Raw genomic sequence first — 23,495 nt, 5'->3', positions numbered from 1 at the left:
GATGACCCAGCCAGCTTTCAGGCCCGTGTCCCGCTCGGGGCGCCGACGCGTGCTGCTGCTCACCCTGGTGCTGGGCGCCCTGCTGTTCCTGTGGCAGCTGGGCGGCACGGGCCTGGTGGATGAAACGCCGCCTCTGTTCGCGGCCTCGGCCCGGGCCATGGCCGAGACGGGCGACTGGCTGGTGCCCCGGGTCAACGGCCTGCCCCGCTACGACAAGCCGCCGCTGGTGTACTGGGCGATGGGCCTGCTCTATGCCCTGCCGGGGCAGGGCCTGTGGAATCCGCTCGGCACCTGGGCGGCCCGGCTGCCCTCCGCCCTGGCCACCGTGGCGGTGATGCTGGCGCTCGCCTCCACCCTGCTGCGCCGGCCCCAGCAGGCCCTGCGCCCTGCGCTCACCGCCCTCACCGCGGCCCTGGCCTTCGCCCTGTCCCCCCTGGTGCTGCTCTGGGGCCGGATCGCCGTGAGCGATGCCCTGTTCAGCGCTTGCCTCAGCCTGGCTCTGCTCAGCAGCTGGTGCAGCTACGCGGCCGCCGGACGGCGCTGGTGGGCCGCCTGGATCTGGCTGGGGCTGGCGGTGCTCACCAAGGGCCCCGTGGCGGTGGTGCTGCTGGGCCTCACCCTGCTGCTTTTCGCCTGGCTGCAGGGTGATCTGCCGCGGCTCTGGCAACGGCTGAGGCCTCTGTGGGGGCTGGCGATCACCGCCGCGCTGTCCGTGCCCTGGTATGCCCTGACCCTCTGGGTGGAGGGGGAGCCGTTCTGGCGCAGCTTCTTCGGCTACCACAACCTGCAGCGGTTCACGGCGGTGGTGAACCAGCACCTGCAGCCCTGGTGGTTCTTCGCACCGGTGCTGCTGCTGGCCAGCCTTCCCTGGAGTCCGCTGCTGCTGCTGGGTCTGGTCCAGGGGATCACGGGGCCCGGGCCCTGGCGCTGGCGGCGCAGTCCGGTGGAGGCCCTGCCGCCGCCGCTCTCGCTGCAGCGCTTCGCGACCTGCTGGCTGCTGGCGGTGCTGCTCTTCTTCACCGCAGCCGCCACCAAGCTGCCCAGCTACTGGCTGCCGGCCACCCCCGCCGCCGGTCTGCTGATCGCCCTGGCGGCCCAGCGGCACCGGGGACGGGTCTGGCCGCTTGCGGCGGCGGCCTCGGTGCTGCTCAGTGCCGTGCTGGCCCTGGCCTTCGCGACGGCCCCTCTGTGGGTGCCGAGCATCGTGACCCCTGAGATGCCCAGCCTGCCCCGGGAGCTGCTGGCGGCCGGCCGGCTGTGGTGGGCCGCGGCCTGCTTCGGCCTGGCGGCCGTGGTCGCCGCCAGCCTGTGGTGGCCCTTCTCGCCGAGCCCGCGGGGCGGCGGCCCGGGCCTGGCCTCCCTGCAGGCGGGGATGGCGGCGTTCGTGCTGCTGGTGCTGCTGCCCTGCTGGCAGCTGGGCGACCGGCTGCGGGGCCTGCCCGTGCGTCAGGTGGCCGCCACCGTGGTGCGGGATCAGCGCCCTGCCGAACCCCTGGCGATGGTAGGCATGCTCAAACCGTCCCTCCTGTACTACAGCCGCCAGGTGGTGATCTACGAGGGCGCGCCGGCCACGGGCCTGGTCAACCTGGCCGACCGGTTGAACCACGAGCGGCGCCTTGGCCAGACGCCCGGCACGGTGGAGCGGAACCCCACCCTGCTGCTGGTGATCGATGCTGAAACGGCGGCTCGCCCCTACTGGAGCGGGCTGGATCCGGAGCTGCTGGGCCGTGCGGGGATCTACCGGCTCTGGCGCCTGGATCGGCGGCGGCTGGAGCGGCGTGCAGCCGAGCTGCGGCAGGCCGGGGTGCGGGCCGACTGGGAGGATCCGCGGCCCGAGCGCTACTAGTCCCGAGCGCTACTAGAGGGCCAGGGCCTGGCGTCGGCAGAAACTGCAGTGCCCCCAGAGGGCCATCTCGCCGCGGGGCGCGGGACTGCCGCACTGCGGACACACCCCCATGCCGTGCACGTCCACCCGGCTGGGATGGTGCGCCCAGCTGCCGGCCTCCACCCTGGCGCCCAGCTCGGGCAGCGGGGCGGCGTGGTGCTGGGCGACGCGCACCTCCCGGATCGGGAAGCCGGCTGCCTTCAGGCTGGCCAGCAGCTGGTGGCGGTTGTACTGCAGGGCCTGCAGCCAGGGGCCTGGCCCCGCCCCCACGGTGAGCACCGACCCCTGCAGCCGCAAGGGCCGGCAGTGGGGGGCCAGCTGGGGGCCCGCCAGACTGGCCCAGCGCTGCCAGAGGGCCCCGAGGCTGCCCTGCCGCTGCCACGTCTGCTGGAGCGCATCCAGGCAGCCGGCCAGCGGTGTGGCCGGCTGCCGGGGCGGCGCCGTGAGCACGGTGACCGTGCCGATCCGCCGGGAGCCTTCGCTGGGACTGCCACGCGCCATGCAGCGACGCTAGGACCATTCGTGGTTAGCCTCTGGCATCGCCCCACCTGCGCCATGGGCTTCTTCGACCGCCTCAGCCGTCTGCTCCGCGCCAACGCCAACGCGGCGATCGGCAGCATGGAGGATCCCGCCAAGATCCTCGACCAGTCCGTGGCCGACATGCAGTCGGACCTGGTCAAGCTGCGCCAGGCCGTGGCCACGGCCATCGCCAGCCAGAAACGGATCCAGAACCAGGCCGAGCAGGCCGAGAGCCAGTCCAAGACCTGGTACCAGCGCGCCGAACTGGCCCTGCAGAAGGGCGAGGAAGACCTCGCCCGCGAGGCCCTCACCCGCCGCAAGACCTATGACGACACCGCCACCGCCCTCAACACCCAGCTGAAGAGCCAGTCCGGCCAGGTGGAGGCTCTCAAGAAGAGCCTGGTGGCCCTGGAGGCCAAGATCGCCGAGGCCAAGACCAAGAAGGACATGCTCAAGGCCCGGGCCCAGGCGGCCCAGGCCCAGGAGCAGCTGCAGAGCGCCGTGGGCAACCTCGGCACCAATTCCGCCATGGCCGCCTTCGAGCGGATGGAGGAGAAGGTGCAGACGCTGGAGGCCCGTAGCCAGGCCGCTGCCGAGCTGGCCGGGGCCGACCTCGAGAGCCAGTTCGCCGCCCTCGAAGGCAGCGATGTGGACGACGAGCTCGCCGCCCTCAAGAACCGCCTCTCCGGGGCGGAGGGCCCGGCTCCCGTCGCCCTGCCCAAGGACAGCGACCCCGTGCCCCAGCTGGAGCCGGTGAAGGTGGCCGAGGTGGATGCCGAGCTCGAGGAGCTCAAGCGCTCGATCGACAAGCTCTGACGGCTCCAGGCCCTCCTCCACGGCGCCCATCCACGGCGCCCATCGCCTCCCGCCACCTCCCTCCTCCCCGTTCACCCTTCCCCGCCGCTGCCGTGTCCGTCGCCGAGCTCACCGATGCCAACTTCCAGACCGAGGTGCTGGAGTCCTCCGGCGCCGTGCTGGTGGACGTGTGGGCCCAGTGGTGCGGCCCCTGCCGGCTGATGGCCCCCCTGATGGACTGGGCCGCCACCACCTATGCGGGACGCCTGGCGGTGGGCAAGCTCGAGGCGGACCCGAACCCCTCCAGCCGCGACCGGCTCCAGGTGCAGGGTCTGCCCACCCTGGTGCTGTTCAAGGACGGCTCGGAGGTGGCGCGGCACGAGGGCGCCATGGCCCAGGCCCAGCTCAAGGCCTTCCTGGATGCCCATCTCTGAGCGGCTGAGCCGGCTCGGCAGCGGGGTCTTCGCCCGCAACGACGCCCGCAAGGCCACCTACGCCGCCGCTGCCCTCGCCCAGGGGCTGCCGCCCCTGCTCGATCTCTCCCTCGGCTCCACCGACCTCCAGCCGCCAGCGGCGGCTGTGCAGGCGATGCAGCGGGCGATGGAGCAGCCGGCCAGTGCGGCGTATTGCCTCCATGCCGCCACGGGCCCCTTCCGGGAGGCGGTGGCGGCATGGGCCCAGCGCCGCTTCGGCACGGCCGTGGATCCCGAGCGGGAGGTGCTGCTGCTGGTGGGCTCCCAGGAGGGCACCGCCCATCTCCCGCTGGCGGTGCTCAACCCCGGCGATCGGGCCCTCCTGCTCGATCCCTACTACCCCTCCCACATGGGCGGCCTGCATCTGGCTTCCGCCCACCCCCAGCTGCTGCCCCTCGATCCAGAACAGGGCTGGCGTCCCGATTTCGAGCGCCTCACCCCCGCGGAGTGGGACGCGCTCAAGCTGATGGTGCTGGGCTTTCCCCACAACCCCACCGCCACCACCGGGGAGCAGGGGTGGCTAGACGCAGCCATGGACAAGGCCCTGCGGCACGACGTCGTGCTCGCCCACGACAACCCCTACGTGGACCTGGCCCTGGAGGGCGAGGCCCCGGCCCTGCTGCGCCATCCCCGCTGGCGCCAAGGCGGGATCGAATTCTTCTCCTTCTCCAAGAGCTGGTGCCTGGGGGGCTACCGCCTCGCCTTCGCCATCGGGGCGGAATGGCTGATCACGGCGCTGCGGCAGCTCAAGGGCGTGGTGGACTTCAACCAGTCCCTGGCCCTGCAGGCCGGTGCGATTGCGGCGCTCGAGCAGGCTCCCGACTGGCCGGAGCGCCTGCGGGCCATCTATCGCGAACGGCGTGACCGGATGGCCCTGGCCCTCGAGGCGGTTGGCTGGCCCGTGCGGCGCCCCACCATGGCCCTCTACCTCTGGCTCCAGGTGCCGCCGGCATGGCGGCAGCAGGGCTCCGAGGCCTTCTGCGCCGCCCTGCTGGCGGGCACGGGGGTGGCCCTCACCCCCGGCAACGGTTTCGGGCCGGGCGGGGAAGGCTGGGCGCGGCTGGCGCTGGTGCACCCCGCCGGGGAGCTGGAACAGGGAGCCGCCCGCATCGGCGCATGGCTGGCGACCACAACGGTGCCTTGAGCGGCTGGCGGATCCGCCGCCTGCCGGTCTGCGGCAGCACCGAATGGGAGCTCGAGCGCTGGCTGGATGGGGGCCTGTCGGCCTCGGATCCGCTGGAGCAGCGGATGGCGGTGGTGGCTCGCCGCCAGTGCCACGGCCACGGTCAGCGTGGCAGGGCCTGGGTGTCCCCACCCGGTGGGGTGTGGCTCAGCGCGGCCTTTCCCTGGCCATCCCTGGAGGCGGCCAACCTGGGACTGGCGGTGGCGGTGGGTGTGACGCGGCAGCTGGAGGACCTGGGTCTGCCGGTGCAGCTCAAGTGGCCCAATGATCTGGTGCTGCACGGCCGCAAGCTGGCCGGCCTGCTGCCGCGAGTACGGCTGCGGGGGTGCAGGGTGCGCTGGGCCCAGGTGGGCATCGGGCTGAACGGGCTCAACCGTGTGCCGCCCGGGGCGGTTTCGGTGGCTCAGGCGCTCGCACGGCCGGGGCACGGGCGGAGCCCTCGCCATCCGGAGGCCACGCCCCGGCGGCTCGAGCGGCGGGTTTGGGCGGCGCTGGGCTGGGCGCAGGAGCATGCCGCCGAGCCCGGGCTGGTGCTGCAGCAGGCCGAAGATCGGCTCTGGCGGCCGCCGCAGGGGCTGTGGATCAAGGATCAGCCCTGGCAGGTGGCAGGCCTGGAGCCGGATGGGCGGCTGCGGCTCGAGAGCGGGGCGAAGCGCACCTGGCTGTCCCGGTCGTTCTGATCACGATGCCGCGCCATTCCTAAGATTCAGCCCATGGCCCCCCTGCCCATGCTTCGCGCCCTGCCCCTGGCCCTGGCCGCCGCAGCACCCCTGCTGGGGCTTGCAGGCCTGGGCGTCGCTCAGGAGCGTGCCGACAGCCTCGACGCTCCGCCTGCGGCGACGGCGGCACCAGCCGCCGCCCCAGAAGCCGGGCCGGTCGCTTCGCCCCGGCCGGTCGCCCCCGCCGCCAGACCGAAGGCTCCGGCTCCTCCGGCCCAGGTGCAGGCGCCGCCGGTGCGTCCCAGCGCCGCTCCGGAGGCGGAGCCCCGCAGCCCGCGCGCCGCGGCCCAGCCCCTCCCGCCGCCCCCCGAGCCCACCCGCTTCGACCGTTCCCTGGATGCCCTCGTCCGCGACGGCATCGTCACCCCGGCCGAGCGTGACCGGGTGCGTGCGGGTGACCGCTCCACCCCCTTCAACGTGCCGGCCCACACCAAGGCCTGCAGCAGCGGCGCCCTTTCCGCCCAGGAATGCCGCACCGGCCTGGTGGTGCGCTGGCGTGGCCGGCCAGGCACGAACCCCGGCGGCGTCGACGGGCGAGGGATGCAGGGCCTGATCGCCGGCTCCGCGCTGGCCACTCCCCTCACGGTGCCGGTGTCGGCGTTGCTGGCGGGCACCGGTGGCGGCTTCCGCCTGGCCGATGTGTTCTCGGTCACGCCACGGCCGGCCCCGATCCGCGGCAACGGCAACCGCCGCCTTCTGTTTCCGCTGATCGGCTCGGCGATCACCAGCAGCGGTTTCGGCTACCGGTTGCACCCGCTGCTCGGCAGCTGGCTGATGCACGCCGGCCGTGATCTGGCGGCTCCGGAGGGAACGCCGGTGGTGGCCGCCCTCAGCGGAACGGTGCTCAGCAGTGGCGTGGCCGGCGGTTACGGGCTGGCCATCGAGGTCGAGCACGACCGCCCGCGGCGGCGCACCCTCTACGGCCACCTCAGTGAGCTGTACGTGAAACCCGGGGATCGGGTGCGGCAGGGCGAGGTGATCGGACGGGTGGGCAGCACGGGCCTGAGCACCGGTCCCCATCTCCACTTCGAGTTGCGGGTGCCGGGCGATGGCGGCTGGCTGGCGGTGGATCCGGGCGATCTCGATCCCGGCCAGGGTGCCGTGGGCAGTGATGCCATCGCCCTGCTGATGGGGCAGCTGCTCCAGAGCCTGGAACGCCCGGTGTCACCGCTCGCTGCGCCGGCCAAGCCGAGGGCGGCGCAGGCCGGCTGAGGGCCGTCTTCAGTCGGTGGTGCGGCCGTCGCGGAAGTGCACCACCTGATCGGCCCGGGAGGCCACTTCATCCTCGTGGGTCACCATCACCACGGTCATGCCGCCGCGGTGCAGCTCATCGAAGATGGCCAGCACCTCCTCGGTGGTGCGTGAGTCGAGGGCGCCGGTGGGCTCATCGGCCAGCAGCAGGGCCGGACGGTTGATGATCGCCCGGGCGATGGCCACCCGCTGCTGCTGCCCGCCCGAGAGCTGGTTTGGCTTGTTGTTCAGCCGCTGGGCCAGGCCCACCCGGCTGAGGGCCTCTTCCGCCCTGCTGCGGCGCTCGGATGCGGGAACGCCGGCGTACACCATCGGCAGCATCACGTTCTCGAGGGCGGTGAGCTGGGGCAGCAGATGGAACTGCTGGAACACGAAGCCCAGTTCCCGGTTGCGCAGGTCCGCCAGCTGGTCGTCGTCGAGTTCGTTCACCAGGGTGCCGTTGAGGCGATAGCTGCCGCCGCTGGGCCGATCCAGGCAGCCGAGGATGTTCATGGCCGTGCTCTTGCCGGAGCCGGAGGCGCCCATCACAGCCAGGTAATCGCCGCGGTTCACGGTGAGGCTGAGGCCATCGAGTGCCCGCACCTCGGTTTCCCCCGAGCCGTAGATCTTGTCCACGGCCTGGAGCTCGGCGACGGGGTCCGCCAGCGGCATGGCCCTCAACCCACCGGGGGGATCGCCACGGCGGCGATGGCCTGCTGCAGGATGGGTGTGCCGGCCACCGCCTCACTGGCCCAGGTGAACAGGGGGCTGGAGAGGATGCCGCCCACGGCGGTCACCACCACACAGCCCACCAGGGCGGTGCGCAGGGCCGGCAGACCGGTCACCGACCAGGTGATGGCGGGGTAGGCCTTCACCACGTCGGAGGCCTCCTGGGGCTCCTTCACCACCATCATCTTGATCACCGAGATGTAGTAGTAGATCGATACCACCGAGGTGACCAGACCCACCACCACCAGCAGGTACTGGTGGTCGGCCCACCCGGCGAAGAAGAGATAGATCTTGCCGAAGAAGCCGAGCATCGGCGGAATGCCGCCCAGGGACAGCAGGCAGAGGCTGAGGCCCAGGGTGATCAGGGGATCCTTCTGGTAGAGGCCGGCGTAATCGGCGATGCGGTCGCTGCCGGTGCGCAGGGAGAAGAGAATGATGCAGGCGAACGCCCCGAGGTTCATGAACAGGTACGCCGCCATGTAGAGCACCATGGCGGCGAAGCCGTCCTCGGTACCGCACACCAGGCCGATCATCACGAAGCCGGCCTGGCCGATCGAGCTGTAGGCCAGCATCCGTTTCATGGAGGTCTGGGCCAGGGCCACCACGTTGCCCAGCACCATGCTCAGCACCGCCAGCACGGTGAACAGCAGCTTCCACTGGGCATCGAAGCTCTCGAAGCAGCCCACGAGGATCCGCACCGCCAGGGCGAACCCGGCCGCCTTCGATCCCACCGAAAGGAAGGCCACCACAGGGGTGGGAGACCCCTCGTAGACGTCAGGAGTCCACTGGTGGAAGGGAACGGCGGCGATCTTGAAGGCCACCGTGGCCAGCACGAACACCAGGGCCAGGGCAGTCACCGGCGAGGCACTGGTCTTGAGGGCGGTGGCCACGGCATCCAGGCCGGTGGCACCGCCGGTGAGGCCATAGAGCAGGGAGGCGCCGTAAAGAAACACGGCCGCCGCCGCCGAGCCCACCAGCAGGTATTTCAGCGCGGCTTCCGAGCTGCGGGCATCGCGCTTCATGTAGCCCGAGAGCAGGTAGCTCGACACCGAGAGCGTCTCCAGCGAGATGAAGATGCTCACCAGATCGGTGGCGCCGCAGAGGAACATGGCGCCGAGGGTGGCGGCCAGCAGGATGGCGGCGTATTCCCCCACCGGCGTGCCGCTGCGCTCCACGTAGCGCCAGCTGAGCAGCAGGGAGATCAGGGTGGAGGCGGCCACCACGCCACGGAAGGCAATGGCCATGTTGTCGGCGAGGAAGGAGCCCAGGAAGGAGGGCTCCAGCAGGGGGGTGTTCCACTGCAGGGCCAGCAGCACGAGCGCCCCCCCCAGCCCCGCGTAGCAGAGCGGCGGCACCCAGCGGCTCGCTGCCCGCTCCCCCGCCAGGTCCACCAGCAGGCAGGCCACCAGCGCCAGCAGCACCGACACCTCGGGGGCGATGGCGCCCGCGTTGAGCTGCAGACCCAGTCCCGCCGGAGCGACGGCTGTCCCGAGGGCATGGGCCGCAATCGGAAGCGCAGTGGGCAGAACCATCACAGCGGCGGTGGAGCCAGATTTTCTGGCGCGACTGTAGCGGCGATGAACCCGCGTTCTTCGCCACAGAATGTGCGCTGGTGACCGTCGATGCGATAAAGAGGGAACCGGTCGTTCGCCTGTCTGTGGGTCACACCCTGGTCATCGTCGAGAGCCCCACCAAGGCCCGCACCATCCGTGGATTCCTTCCCAGGGACTTCCGGGTGGAGGCCTCCATGGGCCATGTGCGCGACCTGCCCAACAACGCCAGCGAGATCCCTGCGGCCCACAAGGGCGAGAAGTGGGCGAACCTCGGCGTGAACACCGCCAGTGCCTTTGAGCCCCTCTACGTGGTGCCGAAGGACAAGAAAAAGGTGGTGAAGGAACTCAAGGACGCCCTCAAGGGCGCCGATCAGCTGCTGCTGGCCACGGACGAGGACCGGGAAGGGGAGAGCATCAGCTGGCACCTGCTGCAGTTGCTGCAGCCGAAGGTGCCCGTGAAGCGGATGGTGTTCCACGAGATCACCAAGGAGGCCATCGGCCGGGCCCTGGATCAGACCCGGGATCTCGACATGGAGCTGGTCCATGCCCAGGAGACCCGGCGCATCCTCGACCGCCTGGTGGGCTACACCCTCTCGCCCCTGCTCTGGAAGAAGGTGGCCTGGGGCCTCTCGGCCGGGCGGGTCCAGTCGGTGGCGGTGCGGCTGCTGGTGCAGCGCGAACGGGCCCGCCGGGCCTTCCGCAGCGGCAGCTACTGGGATCTCAAGGCCCAGCTGGAGCAGGCCGGCAGCGGCTTCGAGGCGAAGCTCACCCACCTGAAGGGGGAGCGCATCGCCGGAGGCTCCGACTTCGACGAGACCACCGGTGATCTCAAGGCCGGCAGCCGGGTGAAGCTGCTCGCGGAGGAGGAGGCCCGCCGCCTCCAGTCCGCCGTGCAGGGCGCGCACTGGGCCGTGGCGGAGGTGGAAGCCAAGCCCACCACCCGCCGGCCGGTGGCTCCCTTCACCACGAGCACCCTGCAGCAGGAGGCCAACCGCAAGCTGCGCCTCTCCGCCCGCGAAACGATGCGGGCGGCCCAGGGCCTCTACGAGCGCGGCTTCATCACCTACATGCGCACCGACTCGGTGCACCTCAGCGACCAGGCCATCCAGGCGGCCCGCAGCTGCGTGGCCCAGAAATACGGCCAGGACTATCTCAGCCCCTCGCCGCGGCAGTTCTCCACCAAGGCCCGCAACGCCCAGGAGGCCCACGAGGCGATCCGTCCGGCGGGGGAGAGCTTCCGCGCCCCCGCCGACACCGGCCTGGAGGGCCGGGATCTGGCCCTCTACGAGCTGATCTGGAAGCGCACGGTGGCCAGCCAGATGGCCGAGGCCCGGCTCACGATGCTGGCGGTGGATCTGGACGTGGACGGCGGCGCCCTGGGCACCGCCCGTTTCCGGGCCACCGGCAAGCGGATCGACTTCCCCGGCTTCTTCCGCGCCTACGTGGAGGGCAGCGACGACCCGGAGGCCGCCCTCGAGGGCCAGGAGGTGCTGCTGCCTTCCCTGGCGGTGGGGGATGCCCCGGCCTGCCGCGGCGTGGAGGCCCTCGGTCACCAGACCCAGCCCCCGGCCCGCTACAGCGAGGCGGCCCTGGTCAAGATGCTGGAGAAGGAGGGCATCGGCCGCCCCTCCACCTATGCCTCGATCATCGGCACGATCGTGGACCGGGGCTACGCCACGCTCCAGAACAACTCCCTCACCCCCAGCTTCACGGCCTTCGCCGTGACGGCGCTGCTGGAGGAGCACTTCCCCGACCTGGTGGACACCGGCTTCACCGCGCGGATGGAGCAGACCCTCGACGAGATCTCCCACGGCCAGGTGGAGTGGCTCCCCTACCTCGAGACCTTCTACAAGGGGGAAGAGGGCCTGGAAACCCAGGTGCTGCGGCGGGAGGGGGACATCGATCCGGGCGTGTCCCGCACCGTGGAACTGGAGGGTCTGCCCTGCGTGGTGCGGATCGGTCGCTTCGGGGCCTATCTGGAGACCAAGCGGGTGGCCGATGACGGCAGCGAGGAGCTGCTCAAGGCCACCCTGCCCCAGGAGATCACCCCCGCCGACCTCGATGCTGACAAGGCCGAGCTGCTGCTGCGCCAGAAGGCGGAGGGGCCCGAGTCGATCGGGGAGGACCCGGAGACCGGCGAGCAGGTGTACCTCCTGTTCGGCCAGTACGGCCCCTACGTGCAGCGCGGCCAGGTGAGCGACGACAACCCCAAGCCCAAGCGGGCCTCGCTGCCCAAGGGCCAGAAGCCCGAGGAGCTCACCCTCGAGGATGCCCTGGGGCTGCTCCGCCTGCCCCGGGCCCTGGGGGACCACCCCGATGGAGGCCGGGTGGAGGCCGGCCTGGGCCGCTTCGGCCCCTACGTGGTGCATCACAAGGGCAAGGGGGAGAAGGACTACCGCTCCCTCAAGGCCGAGGACGACGTGCTCACCGTGCCGCTGTCCCGCGCGCTGGAACTGCTGGCCATGCCCAAGCGGGGCCGCGGCGGCCGCACGGCCCTCAAGCATCTGGGGGTGCCGGACGGGGCCGACGAGCCCGTGCAGCTCTTCGACGGTCCGTACGGGCTCTACGTGAAGCAGGGCAAGGTGAATGCCTCCCTGCCGGAGGGCACCACGGCCGACACCATCACCCTGGAGCAGGCGATCGAGCTGCTGGCGGCCAAGGCGGCCACGGGCAAGGGCAAGGCGGGCTCCCGCTCCTCTGCCGCCAGGCAGTCCACCGCCAAGAAGCCCGCAGCCAAGAAGCCCGCCGCGAAAAAGCCGGCGGCCAAGAAACCCCCCGCCACCACCAAGACCGGCCGGCTGCGGGCCAGCGCGGTGCGGGTGATCAAGGCGGCCGACAGTTGAGCCCCGCTGTCCGCGGCCCTGGCTGGTTCCGCGGCCGCCGCCGCCGCCCGGGGCTTCTGGTGCTGCTGCTGGCGGCAGGCCAGCTCGCGGGCTGCAGCGGCACCCCCTTCGGCGAGCAGCTCTCCCGCAGTTTCTCAAGCCCAGACCCGGCCGCCACGGATCCCGCTCCTGCGGGTCAGACCCCCACCGGGGCTTCAGCTGCGGCAGGAACGGCTCCCTCCCCGGCCGGCACCACTCCGCAGGCCCCTGCCCCCGCTGCGCAACGCCCGCCGCGGGCGCCCGTGCTCTCGCCGGCGCCCTATCGGATCACGATCAAGCTCGTGGGTGCCGATCCCGCCGCTCCTGCTGAGGCCGTCACCGAGGCGCTGCGGGCAGCCGGTGTGCCGTTCGAGGTGGAAATGATCGAGCGGGTGCACGGGCCGGCCGGCACGACGCCTGCCACCCCCGCGCCCGCCCCGCCGGCTCCCCAGGCGCCGGCGTCGCCTCCCGCCGCCACCCCCGCCCCGGAGCCCCGCTGATGGGGGCACCCACGAACCGGAGCCTGAGCCGCCGTCAGGCCCGTCAGCTGATGGATACCGCCTACCTGGCCGCCGCCACGGGCCTGCTCTGGCTGGCGCTGTACTACCTGCCCGTGGGCAGCCCCCTGTTCCGCCTGGCCCTGCCGCTCCCCCTGGCCCTGCTGCAGCTCCGGCACGGCGGGCGCTGCGCGGTGGAGGGTCTGGTGGTGGCCGCCCTGCTCGCCGTGGCCCTGATGGGACCGATCCGCGGCCCCCTGCTGCTCTTCCCCTACGGACTGCTGGCCCTCTGGCTGGGCTGGTGCTGGCGGCGGCGGCTGAACTGGTGGCTGAGCTGGTCGCTGGGGAGCGTCATCGGCGCGGCCGGATTCCTGGTGCGGGTCGCGGTGCTGTCCGTGCTGGTGGGGGAGAACCTCTGGGTGGTGATCACCACGGCCGCGGCTGGGCTGCTGGAGCGCTTGGCCTCGCTGGTGGGCCTGGGGGCCGGCATCGAGCTCGCCCAGGTGCAGGTGGCCGCCGTGCTGCTGGTGTGGGTGCAGAACGTGATCGTGGTGCTGGCCCTCCATGCCGTGGCCTACTGGATCTTTCCGAAGCTGCAGGCGCCGATCAGCGAACCGCCCGATGCCCTGAGGGCCCTGGTCGCCCTCGATCCCCTCTGAGGTGGCGGGGCTGCGCGGCGGGGAGCCGCATTGGCCGTCGACCCGTCCTCTGCTGCTGCTGGCCGCCACGGCCACGGCCGCGGTGGAGGGCATCTCCGCCGCAGGGGCCACGGCGGCGGCCCGTCGCGCCACGGCGGCGGCCGACGCCGAACTGCTGGTGCATGGCCCGCTGGGGCCGCGCCCCCACGCCCTGCCGCCGCTGCCGGCGGGGGTGAGCCCGGCCCTGATCAGCCGGGTGGTGCTCGAGGGCCTCGCCCTGACAGACCGCCTGCTGGTGGTGGACCTGGGTTGCCCGATCGCCCCACGGGTGCCCCATCTGCGCCTGCCAGCGGAAGAGGGGGGCGGCGCGGCCCGCTGCCTCAGCAGCGGCTGCGCCCTGCCGCCGCGCCGGGTTCGTGCCCTGCTGGCCCGGGGCGAGCGCTGGGGATCACGGCTGCCGCCCTCCCAGCCCCTGCTGCTGGCCGAATGCGTCCCCGGCGGCACCACCACGGCCCTCGGGGTGCTGCGGGGGCTCGGGGTGGCGGCCGATGGTCTGGTGAGCGGCAGCCTGCGCACCGGTGCCCACCAGCTCAAGGCCGGGTTGGTGAACCGGGGGCTGGCGGCCGCGGGTCTGGCTTCGGGCGGCCCTGGACCCTGGACCGATGGCCGTGTGGATCCGGTCGCGGTGCTGGCTGCCGTGGGCGATCCGATGCAGCCGCTGGCCGCCGGCCTGGCCCTGACGCTGGCCCGCCGGGGCGGCACGGTGCTGCTGGCGGGCGGCAGCCAGATGGCCGCCGTGCTGGCCGTGGTGCTGGCGCTGGCGCCCGCAGGGGAACGACGCAGCCTGGTGGAGCGGATCACGGTGGCCACCACGGCCTGGGTGGCCGATGAAGCCGGCAGTGACCTGACCCTGCTGTTGCGCCGCATCGGTTCCCACTGGGGTGTTGCGCCACGGCTGGAGGTGGCGGCGCTGCGGTTCTCGGCCTGCGGCAGCGCCGCCCTGCGCGACTACGAGCGGGGCTACGTGAAGGAGGGCGTGGGTGCCGGGGGCTTCGCCCTGCTCTGGCAACGCCTCGGCCGCAGCCCGGAGGCCCTGGCCCAGGCCTGTGACAGGGCCTGCCGCCAGCTGCTCGGTGCCTAGGGTCGCCCCATGGTCTTCACCCCCGTGACCCTCTCCCGCCGCCGGCTGCTGCGGCTGGGCCTCGCCGCGGGCATGGCGGTGGGTGTGCCGCCCCTGCTCGGGGGCTGCAGAGCCTCCGCCCGGGCAACCCTGGCCTTCGCCAGCGGCACCCTCCCCACCCCCTGGTTCAAGGCCCTGCCGGCCGGTTGGCGGGCGCGGCCGCTGGATCAGCCCGCGGCCGTGCTGGCGGCCGCGGCGGATCCGGGCCCGCCGGCGTTGGTGGGGCTCAGCGATGGCTGGGCCGGTGCTGCCGCCGCCGGGCTCTGGCAGCCCCTCGGGGCCCCCCGGCTGCTGGAGCGGCTGGCGGAGGCGGCGAAGCCGGCCAGCCGGCTGTTCGGCCCCGAAGCCACCCCGCCGGTGGCCTTCCCCTGGGCCTTCTCTCCCTGGGTGATCCTGCTGCGCTCCCGTCCGGATCTGGTCCGGCGGGGCTCCGAGGGTTGGGGGCTGCTGCTCGATCCCAGCCTGCGCCAGCGGCTGGTGCTGCCATCCAGTCCGCGGGTCTGCATGGCCCTGGTGGGGGAGGACCCCGCCAGGCTCAGGGCCCTGCGGTTGCAGGCCCTGGCCCATGACGATCGCGATGGGCTCAACCTGGTGCTCAGCGGCAACGCCGAGGCGGCGGTGCTGCCCCTGCGCCGCCTCGTTCCCCTGCTGCGCCGTGACCAGCGCCTGGCGGTGGTGCTCCCCGCCAGCGGAGCTCCCCTCACCTGGCAGATGCTGCTGCGGCCCGCCGGAGCCACGGAGCCCCTGCCCCTCGCCTGGCTGGCCGAGGTGCTGGAGGGGCCGTTGCTCGACACCCTGCTGAGGGCCGGCTGGGTGCCGCCCCTGCCGCGCCGCGTGCTGCAGCCGCTCGTGGCGCGCTTCCCGGCCCCCGTGGCCCGCCTGCTGCTGCCGGAGCCCGGGGTGCTGGAGCGCTGCTGGAGCCTGCCGCCGCTCGATGCCGCCGCCGCCCTGGCGCTGCAGAGCCGCTGGGATGCGGCGGCTCCTTCGCCCGCTGGCTGAGGTTCAGCCCCAGAGGCGCCGGCGCGGTGCTGCGGCCAGGCGGCGGTGGGTGTCGGCAAGCAGGGCGGGAATGGCCAGCTCGTGGGGACAGCGCGGCAGGCAGGCGCCGCAGGTGTTGCACGCCGCGGCATTGCGCGTTTCCCACCAGTGGCCGGCCCGGCCGATCAGGTTGTAGCGCTCCTCGGCGTAGCCCACCATGCCGTGGCCCACGGCCAGGTTGCGCAGCCGCAGCAGCGCCGGGATGGGCACGCCGCTGGGGCAGGGCAGGCAGGCGTGGCACTGTCCGCAGCGCTCGCCGCCCAGCCGTTCCGCTGCCGCCTGGCGCAGCCGCTCCAGCGCCTCCTCCAGCGCTGCCCGGTTGCTGCCGTCGGAGGCGAGCGCGCCCCCATCCCACCGCTCCGCCCAGACCAGATCCGCCGGCATGGCGGCGCCCAGGCTCAGGGTGGAGATGCCCTGCTCCAGCAGGAAGCGGTAGGCCAGCTCCAGCGGATGGAACGGGGCACAGTCAGCCAGCAGCTCGGGGGGCGGGTCGTAGAGCCGGCCGCCCTTGTCGGCCGGGGAGATGGCCAGCACCCCGATGCCGCGCTCCAGGGCGGAGCGGGCCACGGGCAGGCAGGTCTGGTCGAACAGATGCACGTGCAGGGCGCAGAAGCGGAAACGCCCCGTGGCCAGGGCCTCGGCGATCAGGCCGGGACTGCCGTGGCTGGTGAAGCCCACCTGGCTCACCAGGGTGTTGTCCAGGGCCCAGCGCAGCAGCTCGCCCCCGGGGCCGTGCTGCACCCAGGCCAGGTGCTCCGGGGTGTTGAGCCCATGCACCGCCAGCCCGTGCAGCCGGGGCACTCCCAGCCGCCGCAGGCTGGCCCGCAGCTGCTCCTGGCCGCTGGGCAGATCACAGCCGGGCAGGATCTTGCTGGTGATCAGCCAGCCACCCTCCGGCTCCAGGCCCTCGCGCTGCAGGTGGCGCAAGGCCTGCCCCAGGAACGGTTCGGCCGGGCCATAGGCCGGTGCGGTTTCCAGATGGTTGATGCCGGCGCCCAGGGCCGCCCGCAGCACCGCCTCCATCTGGGCCGGGCTCTCCAGCGCCCGCATCGTGCCGAGGGTGAAGGCCGAAACCGGCGGTCCGTCCCCGAAAGGACGCCTAGCCGGGCTCACGGGGCGTGTCGGCATCCGGGTCGGCCCTGTTGTCCTGCTGGTCCTCGTCTTCGTTGTCCTCGTTGTTGTTCTTCCCCTCCTCGGCGGCGGCGTCCGGATCCTCGGGCCGAGCCTGGGAGAGGTGGCGCACCAGGTCGGCCGGGCTCACCTTGTCGAGGAAGCGGCGGAAGTGCTCCTGGTCGGCGGCGTCCGCTTCGGCGTCCACCGGAATCGAGGCGTCGGCCACCACCTCCTCCAGCATCCAGATCGGACTGTCGGTGCGCACCGCCAGGGCGATGGCATCGCTGGGGCGCGCATCGAGCTCCAGGCTGCGCTCCTTGCCGTTCTCGCCGCTGCGCAGCTTCAGGGCGGCACGGAAGGTGTTGTCCTCGATGGCATGGATGACCACCCGCTCGAGCCGCAGGCCACCGGCCTCCAGCAGCGCCACCATCAGGTCGTGGCTCAGGGGGCGCGGCGGCGTGTCCTGTCCGAGGCCGGCCAGGATGTTCTGGGCCTGTGCCTGATCGATCCAGATCGGCACCTGGCGGCGGCCGGAGGGATCGCGCAGCAGCACGATCGGGCTGCGGCTGGCTGCATCGAGGGCGATGCCGGCGACGCGCATTTCCACCATGGTCAGCTCCGCCGTTCGGCAGGTGTGCGCCTGTGCCCGATTATGGCCAGCAGGCCATGACGCGCGGATGTTCACCGGACTGGTGCAGGCCATGGGCACGATCGAGCGCTCCCCTGGGGGCGTGCGGCTGCGCTGGCGGGCCGGAGCCGGCGGCTGGGGGCCTGAGGGCCTGCAGCTGGGGGAGAGCGTGGCGGTGGACGGCGTGTGCCTCACGGTGGCGGAACGGCTGCACGATGGCTTCCGCGCCGCCGTGAGCGAGGAGACCCTGCGGCGCAGCACCCTGGCCGCCCGGGCGGACCGCCGGGCCCCCGTGAATCTGGAGCCCGCCCTGCGGCTGGCCGACCGCCTGGGGGGGCACCTGGTGAGCGGCCATGTCGATGGCCTCGGCACCGTGCAGGCGATCACGCGGGAGAGCGCGTCGTGGCGGCTGGAGCTGGCCTGGCAGGATCCCGCCTATGGCCGCTATGTGTGCGACAAGGCCAGCGTGGCGGTGAACGGCATCAGCCTCACCGTGGCAGGCTGCAGCGCCGAAGGTGTGAGCTTCTGGGTGGCCGTGATCCCCCACACCTGGGAGGAGACCACCCTCCAGCACCTGCGGGCCGGTGATGGCGTCAATCTGGAGGCGGATCTGCTCGCCAAGTACACCGAGCGGCTGCTGGGGGGGGGTGCCCGGGGCGGCCAGAGCCTCGATGCGGCCTGGCTGGCCGAACACGGTTGGCAGGCCTAGGGTCAAGATTGCACTGCAGCAGCGCCATGGGCCCGCTTGGCATGGCCACCGACACGGCATCCCTGCGGACTTTCACCCTTTTTGAAGGTCTGCTCATGCTGGTGCTGGGCATCCTGGCCCTGCTCTTTCCCCTGGCGGCCTCGGTGTGGGTCACTGCCATGGTGGCGGTGGTGTTTCTGGTGGGTGGTCTGTTCGGCTGGATCAACAACCTGATGCGCGCCCGCCTGCTGGGTCGCTGGCTCGCCTTCTGGCGCCTGGTGGTGTCCACCCTGTTTCTGGTGGCCGGCCTGTCGATGCTGCTGCAGCTGGGGGCCGGCCCTGGCCAGGCGGCAGCTCCGATCGCGGCCCTGGCCCTGGCCATCGGCCTGGTGTTTCTGGTGGAGGGGGTGGTGGCGCTGCTGGTGTCCCTGGCTCACCGGCGGATCCGGGGCTGGGGCTGGGGGCTGGTGAATGGCGCGGTGACGCTGGTGCTGGGTGGACTCATCCTCACCCTCCCGGGCGAGGTGCTGGTGCGCGTGCTCGGCCTGCTGGTGGGTATCAGCTTCCTGTTCAGCGGGCTGGATCTGCTCAGTTTCAGCGCCAGTTTCCACCTGCCGGCCACCCCGGCCGAGCCAGAGGGCTAGACCAGGCGCCAGGAGCTGGCTGAGCGCGGGGGACGGCTAGCCGGCGGAGTGCCCGTCTGCGGGGCGCTCCACGGTGGTTGAGTCGTTCTCGTTCTCGGCGTCAGGGACACCGGAATCCTGGTCGCCGGACTCCTCCAGGGGGAGGAGCCAGATCGAGCCGGTCTCACGCCGCAGCTCGATCCGGAATTCCTGGCCCGGTTCCAGGCCTAGGCGGCGGGTGTAGGCGTGGCCGATCAACAGGTTGCCGTTGCCATGCACCCGCGTGCGGAACTCGGCCTGGCGACCCTTCCCCGGACCACCGCCCCGATCGCTGCGCCCGGCGGCGGCCTCCGGCATCGGGTAGCCCTTGGCGGCCACCAGGGCCCGGTAGAAGCTCTTGCGCAGCACCCTGCCGCTGGGGCCCACATACCCACAGGCCCGTGCGATCTGGTCCTCCGGCTGGTTGCTGAGGGCCCGGGCCTTGTCGAGCAGGGCCTGGCCTTCCAGCATCCCGCCGGGACCGCCTCCACTACTGGGAGCCATGGCAGGAGATCCGCGGAACACATCGATACTGCGATTGTGCACAGGGCGCCGGGCTGTCGGCAAGCAACTGGGCAGGCCATTCGAAGCCCCTGGTCTGGTACCTCGCTCGGGCCACTCGGTTGGGCACCTCAGGTTCAGAGGACGTAGAGCAGGCCGTACAGCACCACCCAGATGCCATCCACGAAGTGCCAGTAGAGCTCGGCAGCCTCCAGACCGAAGTGGTTCGCCGCGGTGATCCTGCCGCCGCTCCTGCACTGCAGGGCCACGATCGCGATGCAGATCACACCGAGGGTCACGTGCAGGCCATGGAAGCCGGTGAGGGCATAGAAGGTGCTGGCGAACAGGTGTTCCGTGAGGCCGAACGGCAGGCTGAAGTACTCCACCATCTGGCCGGCCAGGAAGGTGGCCCCCAGGGCCGCCGTGAGCAGAAGCCAGTTGCGGCAGGCCTTCGGCCGGTCGGCCCGGATCTCGCGACCGGCGCGGTGGAAGGTGAAACTGCTCACCAGCAGCAGCACTGTGTTGATCGTTGGGAGCAGCAGCTCCAGCTCGTAGTTGTTGCCTTCCGGCAGGGGATTGACCGCGCGGAAGGTGAGGTAAGCGGCGAAGAAGCCTGCGAAGGTCATGCCATCGGCCACCAGGAAGGTGGTGAGGCCGAACATGCGCAGGTCGGCGTGATGATCGCTGGCATGCTCGGCAGCCGCTGGTTGCAGCGTGGCCTCGAGGGCGGTTTCGGAGGAGTTGGTGAGCGTCATGGCTGGGTCTTCGCTGCGGTGCCGTAGCCGTAGGGCTCGGTGACGAGGGGGGCTTCACCCACCCAGTTCTCCACCGGCGGCGGGGAGCTGGTGAGCCATTCGGGGGTGAGGGCGTTCCAGGGATTGTCGCCGGCCAGAGGTCCCCGGATGGCGGTGAGCACCACATTGATCAACAGGGGAACGGTGCTGATCGCCATGATCAGCGCCCCCACGCTGCTCACCTGGTTGAGGGTGGTGAAGGCCGGGTCGTATTCCGCCACCCGACGGGGCATGCCGTTGAGCCCCAGCCAGTGCTGGGGAAGGAAGCACAGCTGAAAGCCGATCAGGGTGAGCACGAAGTGGAGCCGGCCCAGATCTTCGTTCAGCATCCTCCCGGTGAATTTGGGATACCAGTGATACAGGGAGGCAAAGATCACGAACACCGTGCCTCCGTAGACGATGTAGTGGAAATGCCCCACCACGTAGTAGGTGTCATGCACGTGGATGTCGAATGGCACCTGGGCCAGGGTGATGCCGGTGATGCCTCCGAACACGAAGTTGAGGATGAAGCCGCACGAGAACAGCATCGCCGAGTTCAGAGCGATCTTGCCTCCCCACAGCGTGGCGATCCAGTTGAAGAACTTGATGCCCGTGGGTACGGCGATGAAGGAGGTGGCAATCGTGAAGAACAGGCGCATCCAGGGGGGTGTGCCGCTGGTGAACATGTGGTGGGCCCACACGATCAGGCCTAGGAACACGATGGCCATGATCGAATACACCATCGTGGTGTAGCCGAAGAGAGGCTTGCGGGCATGCACCGGCAGGATCTCGCTCACCAGTCCGAAGGCCGGCAGCACCATGATGTAGACGGCCGGATGGGAATAGAACCAGAACAGGTGCTGGTACACCACCACGTTGCCCCCCATGGAGGGATTGAAGAAGCCCGTGTGGGCGATGATGTCGAAGCTCAGCAGGATCAGCACCCCCGCCAGCACCGGGGTGGAGAGCACCACCAGCAGGCTGGTGCCGAGCATGGCCCAGCAGTACATCGGCAACTGCATCAGCTTGAGGCCAGGCCTTCTGAGCTTCAGCACCGTGGCGATGAAGTTCACGGCCCCGAAGATGGAGCTGCCTCCCAGCAGCAGCACGCTGAGGATCCACACCACCTGGCCGGCGGCCGGGGTGGTGAGGCTCAGGGGCGGATAGGCCGTCCAGCCGGACTGGGCCGCGGCACCGGCGAGGAAATAGCTGCTGATCAGCAGGATGCCCGCGGGAGGGATCATCCAGAAGGCCACCGCGTTGAGGCGCGGAAAGGCCATGTCACGGGCCCCCACGTAGAAGGGGATCAGATAATTGCCGAAGCCTCCGTTGACCACGGGCACGATCCACAGGAAGATCATCACCGTGCCGTGCAGGGTGAGCACTTCGTTGTAGGTGTCGCGGCTGACGAAATCGGCCATCGGACTGACCAGCTCGGTGCGGATCACACCGGCCAGCAGGCCTCCGACCAGATAGAAGAGAAAACCGCAGACCAGATACTGAAGCCCGATCACCTTGTGATCGAGGCTGAAGCTGAAGTAGCGCAGCCAGCCTGTGGGCTGCAGGCCCTCGGGGAAAGGACTCGGACTGGCAAGGGTCATGGATCGGGGGTGGCGGTGGCGGCGAGCGGGGACAGCAGTCAGGTGGTGGTGGCTGGAGCGTTCTGCAGCCGCCAGGCCTCGAAGGCCTCCGGTTCATGCACCACCACGTTGGAGCGCATGCCTCCGTGATACGCGCCGCAGAGTTCGGCGCAGACGATCGGGTAGGTGCCGGCGCGGGTGGCCGTGAAGGAGAGGCGGGTGGTCTGCCCGGGGATCACGTCCTGCTTCAGCCGGAACTGGGGAACCCAGAAGGCATGGATCACGTCGCGGGCCTGCATCCGCAGCTCCACGGGCTGCCCCAGGGGCACATGCAGCTCACCGCTGGTGATGTCACCCTCTGGATAGTGGAAGATGAAGGCGAACTGCATCGCGGTCACGTCCACCGGCAGGGAGGCGGCTGCGGCTCCGCCGTTCCGATCCGCGGCGGCGGCTGGGCCGATGCCACCCCAGATCCGCTCGCCGGCCTGGCTGTCCGGTGCGGCCGAGGCGGGCATGGCGGAGTGATGCATGGCAGCCTCATGCATTGCGGCCTCATGCATGGTGGTGTGATCCATCAGCGGTGCCATGCCGCCCATGCGCTCGTAGATGTCGTAGCTGTAGATACCAACAAACAAGATCACGACCGCCGGTATCGCTGTCCAGACGATTTCGAGGGGGAGGTTGCCTTCAATCGCCGGGCCATCACCACTGTCACCCACGGGGCGGCGGAAGCGCACCAGGCTGTAGACCACCACGATCAGGATGCCCAGAAAGAGCATCGTGCCAATGCTGAATAAAACCTTAAAAAGTGAGTCATAGGTGGAGGCGTTGCTGCTGGCTTCCACCGGCAGCAGGTTCACCCGCGTTCCCACAAGAAGCCCTGTTCCCACAAGCCCTGTGGTGGCCAGTGCCGTGGTGAGGGCAGCGCGGATCTGCACAGATCTGGAACTACTTCCGATCAGCCTATGGGCAGGGCCAGGCAATTGCGAGGAATCGTCGCAGCTTGGTGGCTGATGAGCCGGATCAACCAATCGTTGCGCCTGCGGTTGATACAGACGGCGTGAATGTTGCGAATTCCGGATGTGAGCGAATCCTCATCCATGGCCCCAGCCGCCATCGCTACCGTGCAGCCACCCTGGGACTTCCGGCCCGATGCGAGCAGGCCTCTGGCCATCCCCACGCCCTCGTGCGCCCCTGGCCGCCAGCACCCGTCCTGCGTCCCCACCGCCCGGTTCGGGTCCTGATTCAGGCTCCGAGGACGGCGCCCTGCTGGGCCGGATCTCCCGTCTCAGCGGTCACCTGGTGGTGGCCCTGGTGATCCTGGTGGTGATCGGCGGTGCCACCCGGGTCATGCAGGCCGGCCTGGCCTGTCCCGATTGGCCCCTGTGTTACGGCGCCCTGCTGCCGGGCCGACAGATGAACCTGCAGGTGTTTCTGGAGTGGTTTCACCGCCTCGATGCCTTCGTGGTGGGCATGGCCCTGCTGGTGATGGCCGCGGCCAGCGTGCTGGGGCGCCGTCGCCTGCCGCACTGGCTGCCCTGGATCGCCTGCGGGGCCCTGGCCCTGGTGGCGGTGCAGGGCGGCCTCGGGGCCCTCACGGTGACCCGGCTGCTGGCCTCCAGTCTGGTGACGGCCCATCTCGCCGCGGCCCTCACCCTGCTGGCTCTGATCAGTGCTGTCCATCAGATCCTGCGCCGTCAGGCGGGCCGTCACCCCAGCCCTCACACCATCCGACAGGGAGACCTTCCCGGCAGCCCTGCCGGCAAGCTTGAGCTTGTCCCGATCGGGCAAAGGTTTTGGCGGCGGTTGTGGCGGCTGGCCCTGCTGCTGGCGCTGGCCCTTGTGATGGCCCAGTGCCTGCTCGGCGGCTGGATGGCCAGCCACTGGGCGGCCGAGCAGTGTCTGGCTTCGGGGCAGGGCTGCAACCTGCTGGCCCTGCACCGGCGCCTCGCCAGCGGCGCCGGTGCCTCCCTGCTGCTCCTGGCCCCCTTGGGGATCGTGCTGCCGGGCCAGAGCCGGTCTGGGCGGGCCCTGGCCGTGGCCGCCGGCGCCCTGGTGGTGCTCCAGATCGCCCTGGGCGTTGTCACCCTGCGGCTGGGTCTCACCGTGCCCGCGGTCACCATCGCCCACCAGTTGGGCGCCGCCCTGCTGGTGGCCCTGCTGGCCGGCCAGTTCGGTCTCTCCCTGGCGCCGTCGGCGCCCTCCCTGCCGGCCCCCGGGCCTGCCGCTGTCCTTCCCATTCGGAGCTGA

General features: G+C 71.2%; 23 protein-coding genes. 14 read left to right on the top strand and 9 right to left on the bottom strand.

Annotated features, from left to right (window positions below; all coding sequences use genetic code 11):
• The first annotated feature begins 1 nt into the window (after position 1).
• Positions 2-1,846, top strand: coding sequence for a glycosyltransferase family 39 protein (locus CPCC7001_RS06080; RefSeq protein WP_050757078.1), 1,845 nt, complete (start codon positions 2-4; stop codon positions 1,844-1,846).
• Between the two features lie 12 nt (positions 1,847-1,858).
• Here CPCC7001_RS06080 and CPCC7001_RS06075 read toward each other — a convergent pair whose 3' ends face one another.
• The gene (locus tag CPCC7001_RS06075) at positions 1,859-2,386 is read right to left on the bottom strand and encodes a DUF721 domain-containing protein (protein ID WP_006910647.1); all 528 of its coding nucleotides are present in this window, start codon (positions 2,384-2,386) and stop codon (positions 1,859-1,861) included.
• A gap of 54 nt (positions 2,387-2,440) precedes the next feature.
• On the opposite strand from CPCC7001_RS06075, the gene CPCC7001_RS06070 reads away from it, so the two are divergent.
• From CPCC7001_RS06070 to CPCC7001_RS06050, 5 genes are all read left to right on the top strand, one after another.
• The gene (locus tag CPCC7001_RS06070) at positions 2,441-3,220 is read left to right on the top strand and encodes a PspA/IM30 family protein (RefSeq protein WP_006909666.1); all 780 of its coding nucleotides are present in this window, start codon (positions 2,441-2,443) and stop codon (positions 3,218-3,220) included.
• A 92-nt stretch (positions 3,221-3,312) separates the two neighbouring features.
• Positions 3,313-3,633 (top strand): thioredoxin, encoded by a 321-nt coding sequence (gene trxA, locus CPCC7001_RS06065; protein ID WP_006910551.1) that lies wholly within the window; start codon positions 3,313-3,315, stop codon positions 3,631-3,633.
• The gene (locus tag CPCC7001_RS06060) at positions 3,620-4,816 is read left to right on the top strand and encodes an aminotransferase class I/II-fold pyridoxal phosphate-dependent enzyme (RefSeq protein WP_006910382.1); all 1,197 of its coding nucleotides are present in this window, start codon (positions 3,620-3,622) and stop codon (positions 4,814-4,816) included. Before trxA ends, CPCC7001_RS06060 begins: the two co-directional genes overlap by 14 nt.
• A complete protein-coding gene (locus tag CPCC7001_RS06055) occupies positions 4,789-5,535 on the top strand; it encodes a biotin--[acetyl-CoA-carboxylase] ligase (RefSeq protein ID WP_006911749.1) in 747 nt (248 codons plus the stop codon). The genes CPCC7001_RS06060 and CPCC7001_RS06055 overlap by 28 nt, the downstream gene beginning before the upstream one ends.
• A 33-nt stretch (positions 5,536-5,568) precedes the next feature.
• Positions 5,569-6,786, top strand: coding sequence for a M23 family metallopeptidase (locus CPCC7001_RS06050; RefSeq protein ID WP_006911429.1), 1,218 nt, complete (start codon positions 5,569-5,571; stop codon positions 6,784-6,786).
• A gap of 9 nt (positions 6,787-6,795) precedes the next feature.
• Here CPCC7001_RS06050 and CPCC7001_RS06045 read toward each other — a convergent pair whose 3' ends face one another.
• Together CPCC7001_RS06045 and CPCC7001_RS06040 are read right to left on the bottom strand one after the other, a co-directional pair.
• A complete protein-coding gene (locus CPCC7001_RS06045) occupies positions 6,796-7,476 on the bottom strand; it encodes an ABC transporter ATP-binding protein (protein ID WP_006911585.1) in 681 nt (226 codons plus the stop codon).
• A gap of 5 nt (positions 7,477-7,481) precedes the next feature.
• A complete protein-coding gene (locus CPCC7001_RS06040) occupies positions 7,482-9,065 on the bottom strand; it encodes an NAD(P)H-quinone oxidoreductase subunit N (RefSeq protein WP_006910742.1) in 1,584 nt (527 codons plus the stop codon).
• Between the two features lie 125 nt (positions 9,066-9,190).
• Here CPCC7001_RS06040 and topA point away from each other — a divergent pair, with 125 nt between their 5' ends.
• Genes topA through CPCC7001_RS06015 form a run of 5 tightly spaced genes read left to right on the top strand, consistent with a single transcriptional unit; the run spans position 9,191 to position 15,261 of the window.
• Positions 9,191-11,929 carry a type I DNA topoisomerase gene (gene topA / locus CPCC7001_RS06035; protein WP_006910134.1) on the top strand — a complete coding sequence of 913 codons (2,739 nt, stop codon included), beginning with the start codon at positions 9,191-9,193 and terminating at the stop codon, positions 11,927-11,929.
• Complete coding sequence (locus CPCC7001_RS06030) at positions 11,926-12,447, top strand: hypothetical protein (RefSeq protein ID WP_225867186.1); 522 nt, start codon at positions 11,926-11,928, stop codon at positions 12,445-12,447. Before topA ends, CPCC7001_RS06030 begins: the two co-directional genes overlap by 4 nt.
• Positions 12,447-13,103: a DUF2232 domain-containing protein gene (locus CPCC7001_RS06025; protein WP_043368681.1), complete on the top strand. Its 657-nt coding sequence runs from the start codon at positions 12,447-12,449 to the stop codon at positions 13,101-13,103. The genes CPCC7001_RS06030 and CPCC7001_RS06025 overlap by 1 nt, the downstream gene beginning before the upstream one ends.
• A gap of 1 nt (position 13,104) precedes the next feature.
• Positions 13,105-14,223 carry a TIGR00303 family protein gene (locus CPCC7001_RS06020; RefSeq protein WP_006909144.1) on the top strand — a complete coding sequence of 373 codons (1,119 nt, stop codon included), beginning with the start codon at positions 13,105-13,107 and terminating at the stop codon, positions 14,221-14,223.
• A gap of 9 nt (positions 14,224-14,232) precedes the next feature.
• Positions 14,233-15,261 carry a hypothetical protein gene (locus CPCC7001_RS06015; RefSeq protein WP_006910073.1) on the top strand — a complete coding sequence of 343 codons (1,029 nt, stop codon included), beginning with the start codon at positions 14,233-14,235 and terminating at the stop codon, positions 15,259-15,261.
• A gap of 3 nt (positions 15,262-15,264) precedes the next feature.
• On the opposite strand, the gene CPCC7001_RS06010 is transcribed toward CPCC7001_RS06015, so the two are convergent.
• Together CPCC7001_RS06010 and CPCC7001_RS06005 are read right to left on the bottom strand one after the other, a co-directional pair.
• Positions 15,265-16,413 carry an aldo/keto reductase gene (locus CPCC7001_RS06010; protein WP_043368680.1) on the bottom strand — a complete coding sequence of 383 codons (1,149 nt, stop codon included), beginning with the start codon at positions 16,411-16,413 and terminating at the stop codon, positions 15,265-15,267.
• The gene (locus tag CPCC7001_RS06005) at positions 16,400-17,023 is read right to left on the bottom strand and encodes a bifunctional nuclease family protein (RefSeq protein ID WP_006911092.1); all 624 of its coding nucleotides are present in this window, start codon (positions 17,021-17,023) and stop codon (positions 16,400-16,402) included. The genes CPCC7001_RS06010 and CPCC7001_RS06005 overlap by 14 nt, the downstream gene beginning before the upstream one ends.
• A gap of 67 nt (positions 17,024-17,090) precedes the next feature.
• Here CPCC7001_RS06005 and CPCC7001_RS06000 point away from each other — a divergent pair, with 67 nt between their 5' ends.
• The gene (locus tag CPCC7001_RS06000) at positions 17,091-17,750 is read left to right on the top strand and encodes a riboflavin synthase (protein ID WP_006909668.1); all 660 of its coding nucleotides are present in this window, start codon (positions 17,091-17,093) and stop codon (positions 17,748-17,750) included.
• A gap of 26 nt (positions 17,751-17,776) precedes the next feature.
• Positions 17,777-18,373 carry an HdeD family acid-resistance protein gene (locus tag CPCC7001_RS05995; RefSeq protein ID WP_225867185.1) on the top strand — a complete coding sequence of 199 codons (597 nt, stop codon included), beginning with the start codon at positions 17,777-17,779 and terminating at the stop codon, positions 18,371-18,373.
• Positions 18,374-18,409: 36 nt separating this feature from the next.
• Here CPCC7001_RS05995 and CPCC7001_RS05990 read toward each other — a convergent pair whose 3' ends face one another.
• The 4 genes from CPCC7001_RS05990 to CPCC7001_RS05975 all read right to left on the bottom strand — a co-directional run bounded on the left by CPCC7001_RS05990 (position 18,410) and on the right by CPCC7001_RS05975 (position 22,135).
• The gene (locus CPCC7001_RS05990; protein ID WP_006910871.1) at positions 18,410-18,862 is read right to left on the bottom strand and encodes an AbrB family transcriptional regulator; all 453 of its coding nucleotides are present in this window, start codon (positions 18,860-18,862) and stop codon (positions 18,410-18,412) included.
• Positions 18,863-19,029: 167 nt separating this feature from the next.
• On the bottom strand, positions 19,030-19,647 hold the full coding sequence (locus tag CPCC7001_RS05985) for a cytochrome c oxidase subunit 3 (RefSeq protein WP_006909918.1): 618 nt from the start codon (positions 19,645-19,647) through the stop codon (positions 19,030-19,032).
• Positions 19,644-21,266, bottom strand: coding sequence for a cytochrome c oxidase subunit I (gene ctaD / locus CPCC7001_RS05980; protein WP_006911298.1), 1,623 nt, complete (start codon positions 21,264-21,266; stop codon positions 19,644-19,646). The genes CPCC7001_RS05985 and ctaD overlap by 4 nt, the downstream gene beginning before the upstream one ends.
• Before the next feature lie 38 nt (positions 21,267-21,304).
• Positions 21,305-22,135 (bottom strand): cytochrome c oxidase subunit II, encoded by an 831-nt coding sequence (locus tag CPCC7001_RS05975; RefSeq protein ID WP_369699343.1) that lies wholly within the window; start codon positions 22,133-22,135, stop codon positions 21,305-21,307.
• 262 nt (positions 22,136-22,397) lie between these two features.
• Between CPCC7001_RS05975 and CPCC7001_RS05970 the strand changes: the two genes are divergently transcribed.
• Positions 22,398-23,495 carry a heme A synthase gene (locus CPCC7001_RS05970; protein ID WP_006909649.1) on the top strand — a complete coding sequence of 366 codons (1,098 nt, stop codon included), beginning with the start codon at positions 22,398-22,400 and terminating at the stop codon, positions 23,493-23,495.

Source organism: Cyanobium sp. PCC 7001 (assembly GCF_000155635.1).
In the GTDB taxonomy this organism is placed as follows: Bacteria; Cyanobacteriota; Cyanobacteriia; order PCC-6307; family Cyanobiaceae; genus NIES-981.
The sequence above is the reverse complement of the archived record's forward strand: the minus strand, read 5'-3'. Positions and strand labels throughout refer to the sequence as shown.

What these genes read in the sequence shown, in the direction of transcription:
- CPCC7001_RS06040 (WP_006910742.1), bottom strand. Translation starts at nt 9,065, where the DNA reads ATGGTTCTGCCCACTGCGCTTCCGATTGCGGCCCATGCCCTCGGGACA.
- CPCC7001_RS06050 (WP_006911429.1), top strand. Translation starts at nt 5,569, where the DNA reads ATGGCCCCCCTGCCCATGCTTCGCGCCCTGCCCCTGGCCCTGGCCGCC.
- CPCC7001_RS06080 (WP_050757078.1), top strand. Translation starts at nt 2, where the DNA reads ATGACCCAGCCAGCTTTCAGGCCCGTGTCCCGCTCGGGGCGCCGACGC.
- CPCC7001_RS06070 (WP_006909666.1), top strand. Translation starts at nt 2,441, where the DNA reads ATGGGCTTCTTCGACCGCCTCAGCCGTCTGCTCCGCGCCAACGCCAAC.
- CPCC7001_RS06060 (WP_006910382.1), top strand. Translation starts at nt 3,620, where the DNA reads ATGCCCATCTCTGAGCGGCTGAGCCGGCTCGGCAGCGGGGTCTTCGCC.
- CPCC7001_RS06025 (WP_043368681.1), top strand. Translation starts at nt 12,447, where the DNA reads ATGGGGGCACCCACGAACCGGAGCCTGAGCCGCCGTCAGGCCCGTCAG.
- CPCC7001_RS06045 (WP_006911585.1), bottom strand. Translation starts at nt 7,476, where the DNA reads ATGCCGCTGGCGGACCCCGTCGCCGAGCTCCAGGCCGTGGACAAGATC.
- CPCC7001_RS05985 (WP_006909918.1), bottom strand. Translation starts at nt 19,647, where the DNA reads ATGACGCTCACCAACTCCTCCGAAACCGCCCTCGAGGCCACGCTGCAA.
- CPCC7001_RS05970 (WP_006909649.1), top strand. Translation starts at nt 22,398, where the DNA reads ATGCGAGCAGGCCTCTGGCCATCCCCACGCCCTCGTGCGCCCCTGGCC.
- CPCC7001_RS06015 (WP_006910073.1), top strand. Translation starts at nt 14,233, where the DNA reads ATGGTCTTCACCCCCGTGACCCTCTCCCGCCGCCGGCTGCTGCGGCTG.
- CPCC7001_RS06075 (WP_006910647.1), bottom strand. Translation starts at nt 2,386, where the DNA reads ATGGCGCGTGGCAGTCCCAGCGAAGGCTCCCGGCGGATCGGCACGGTC.
- CPCC7001_RS06055 (WP_006911749.1), top strand. Translation starts at nt 4,789, where the DNA reads ATGGCTGGCGACCACAACGGTGCCTTGAGCGGCTGGCGGATCCGCCGC.
- ctaD (WP_006911298.1), bottom strand. Translation starts at nt 21,266, where the DNA reads ATGACCCTTGCCAGTCCGAGTCCTTTCCCCGAGGGCCTGCAGCCCACA.
- CPCC7001_RS06000 (WP_006909668.1), top strand. Translation starts at nt 17,091, where the DNA reads ATGTTCACCGGACTGGTGCAGGCCATGGGCACGATCGAGCGCTCCCCT.
- CPCC7001_RS06005 (WP_006911092.1), bottom strand. Translation starts at nt 17,023, where the DNA reads ATGGTGGAAATGCGCGTCGCCGGCATCGCCCTCGATGCAGCCAGCCGC.
- CPCC7001_RS05990 (WP_006910871.1), bottom strand. Translation starts at nt 18,862, where the DNA reads ATGCTGGAAGGCCAGGCCCTGCTCGACAAGGCCCGGGCCCTCAGCAAC.
- CPCC7001_RS05995 (WP_225867185.1), top strand. Translation starts at nt 17,777, where the DNA reads ATGGGCCCGCTTGGCATGGCCACCGACACGGCATCCCTGCGGACTTTC.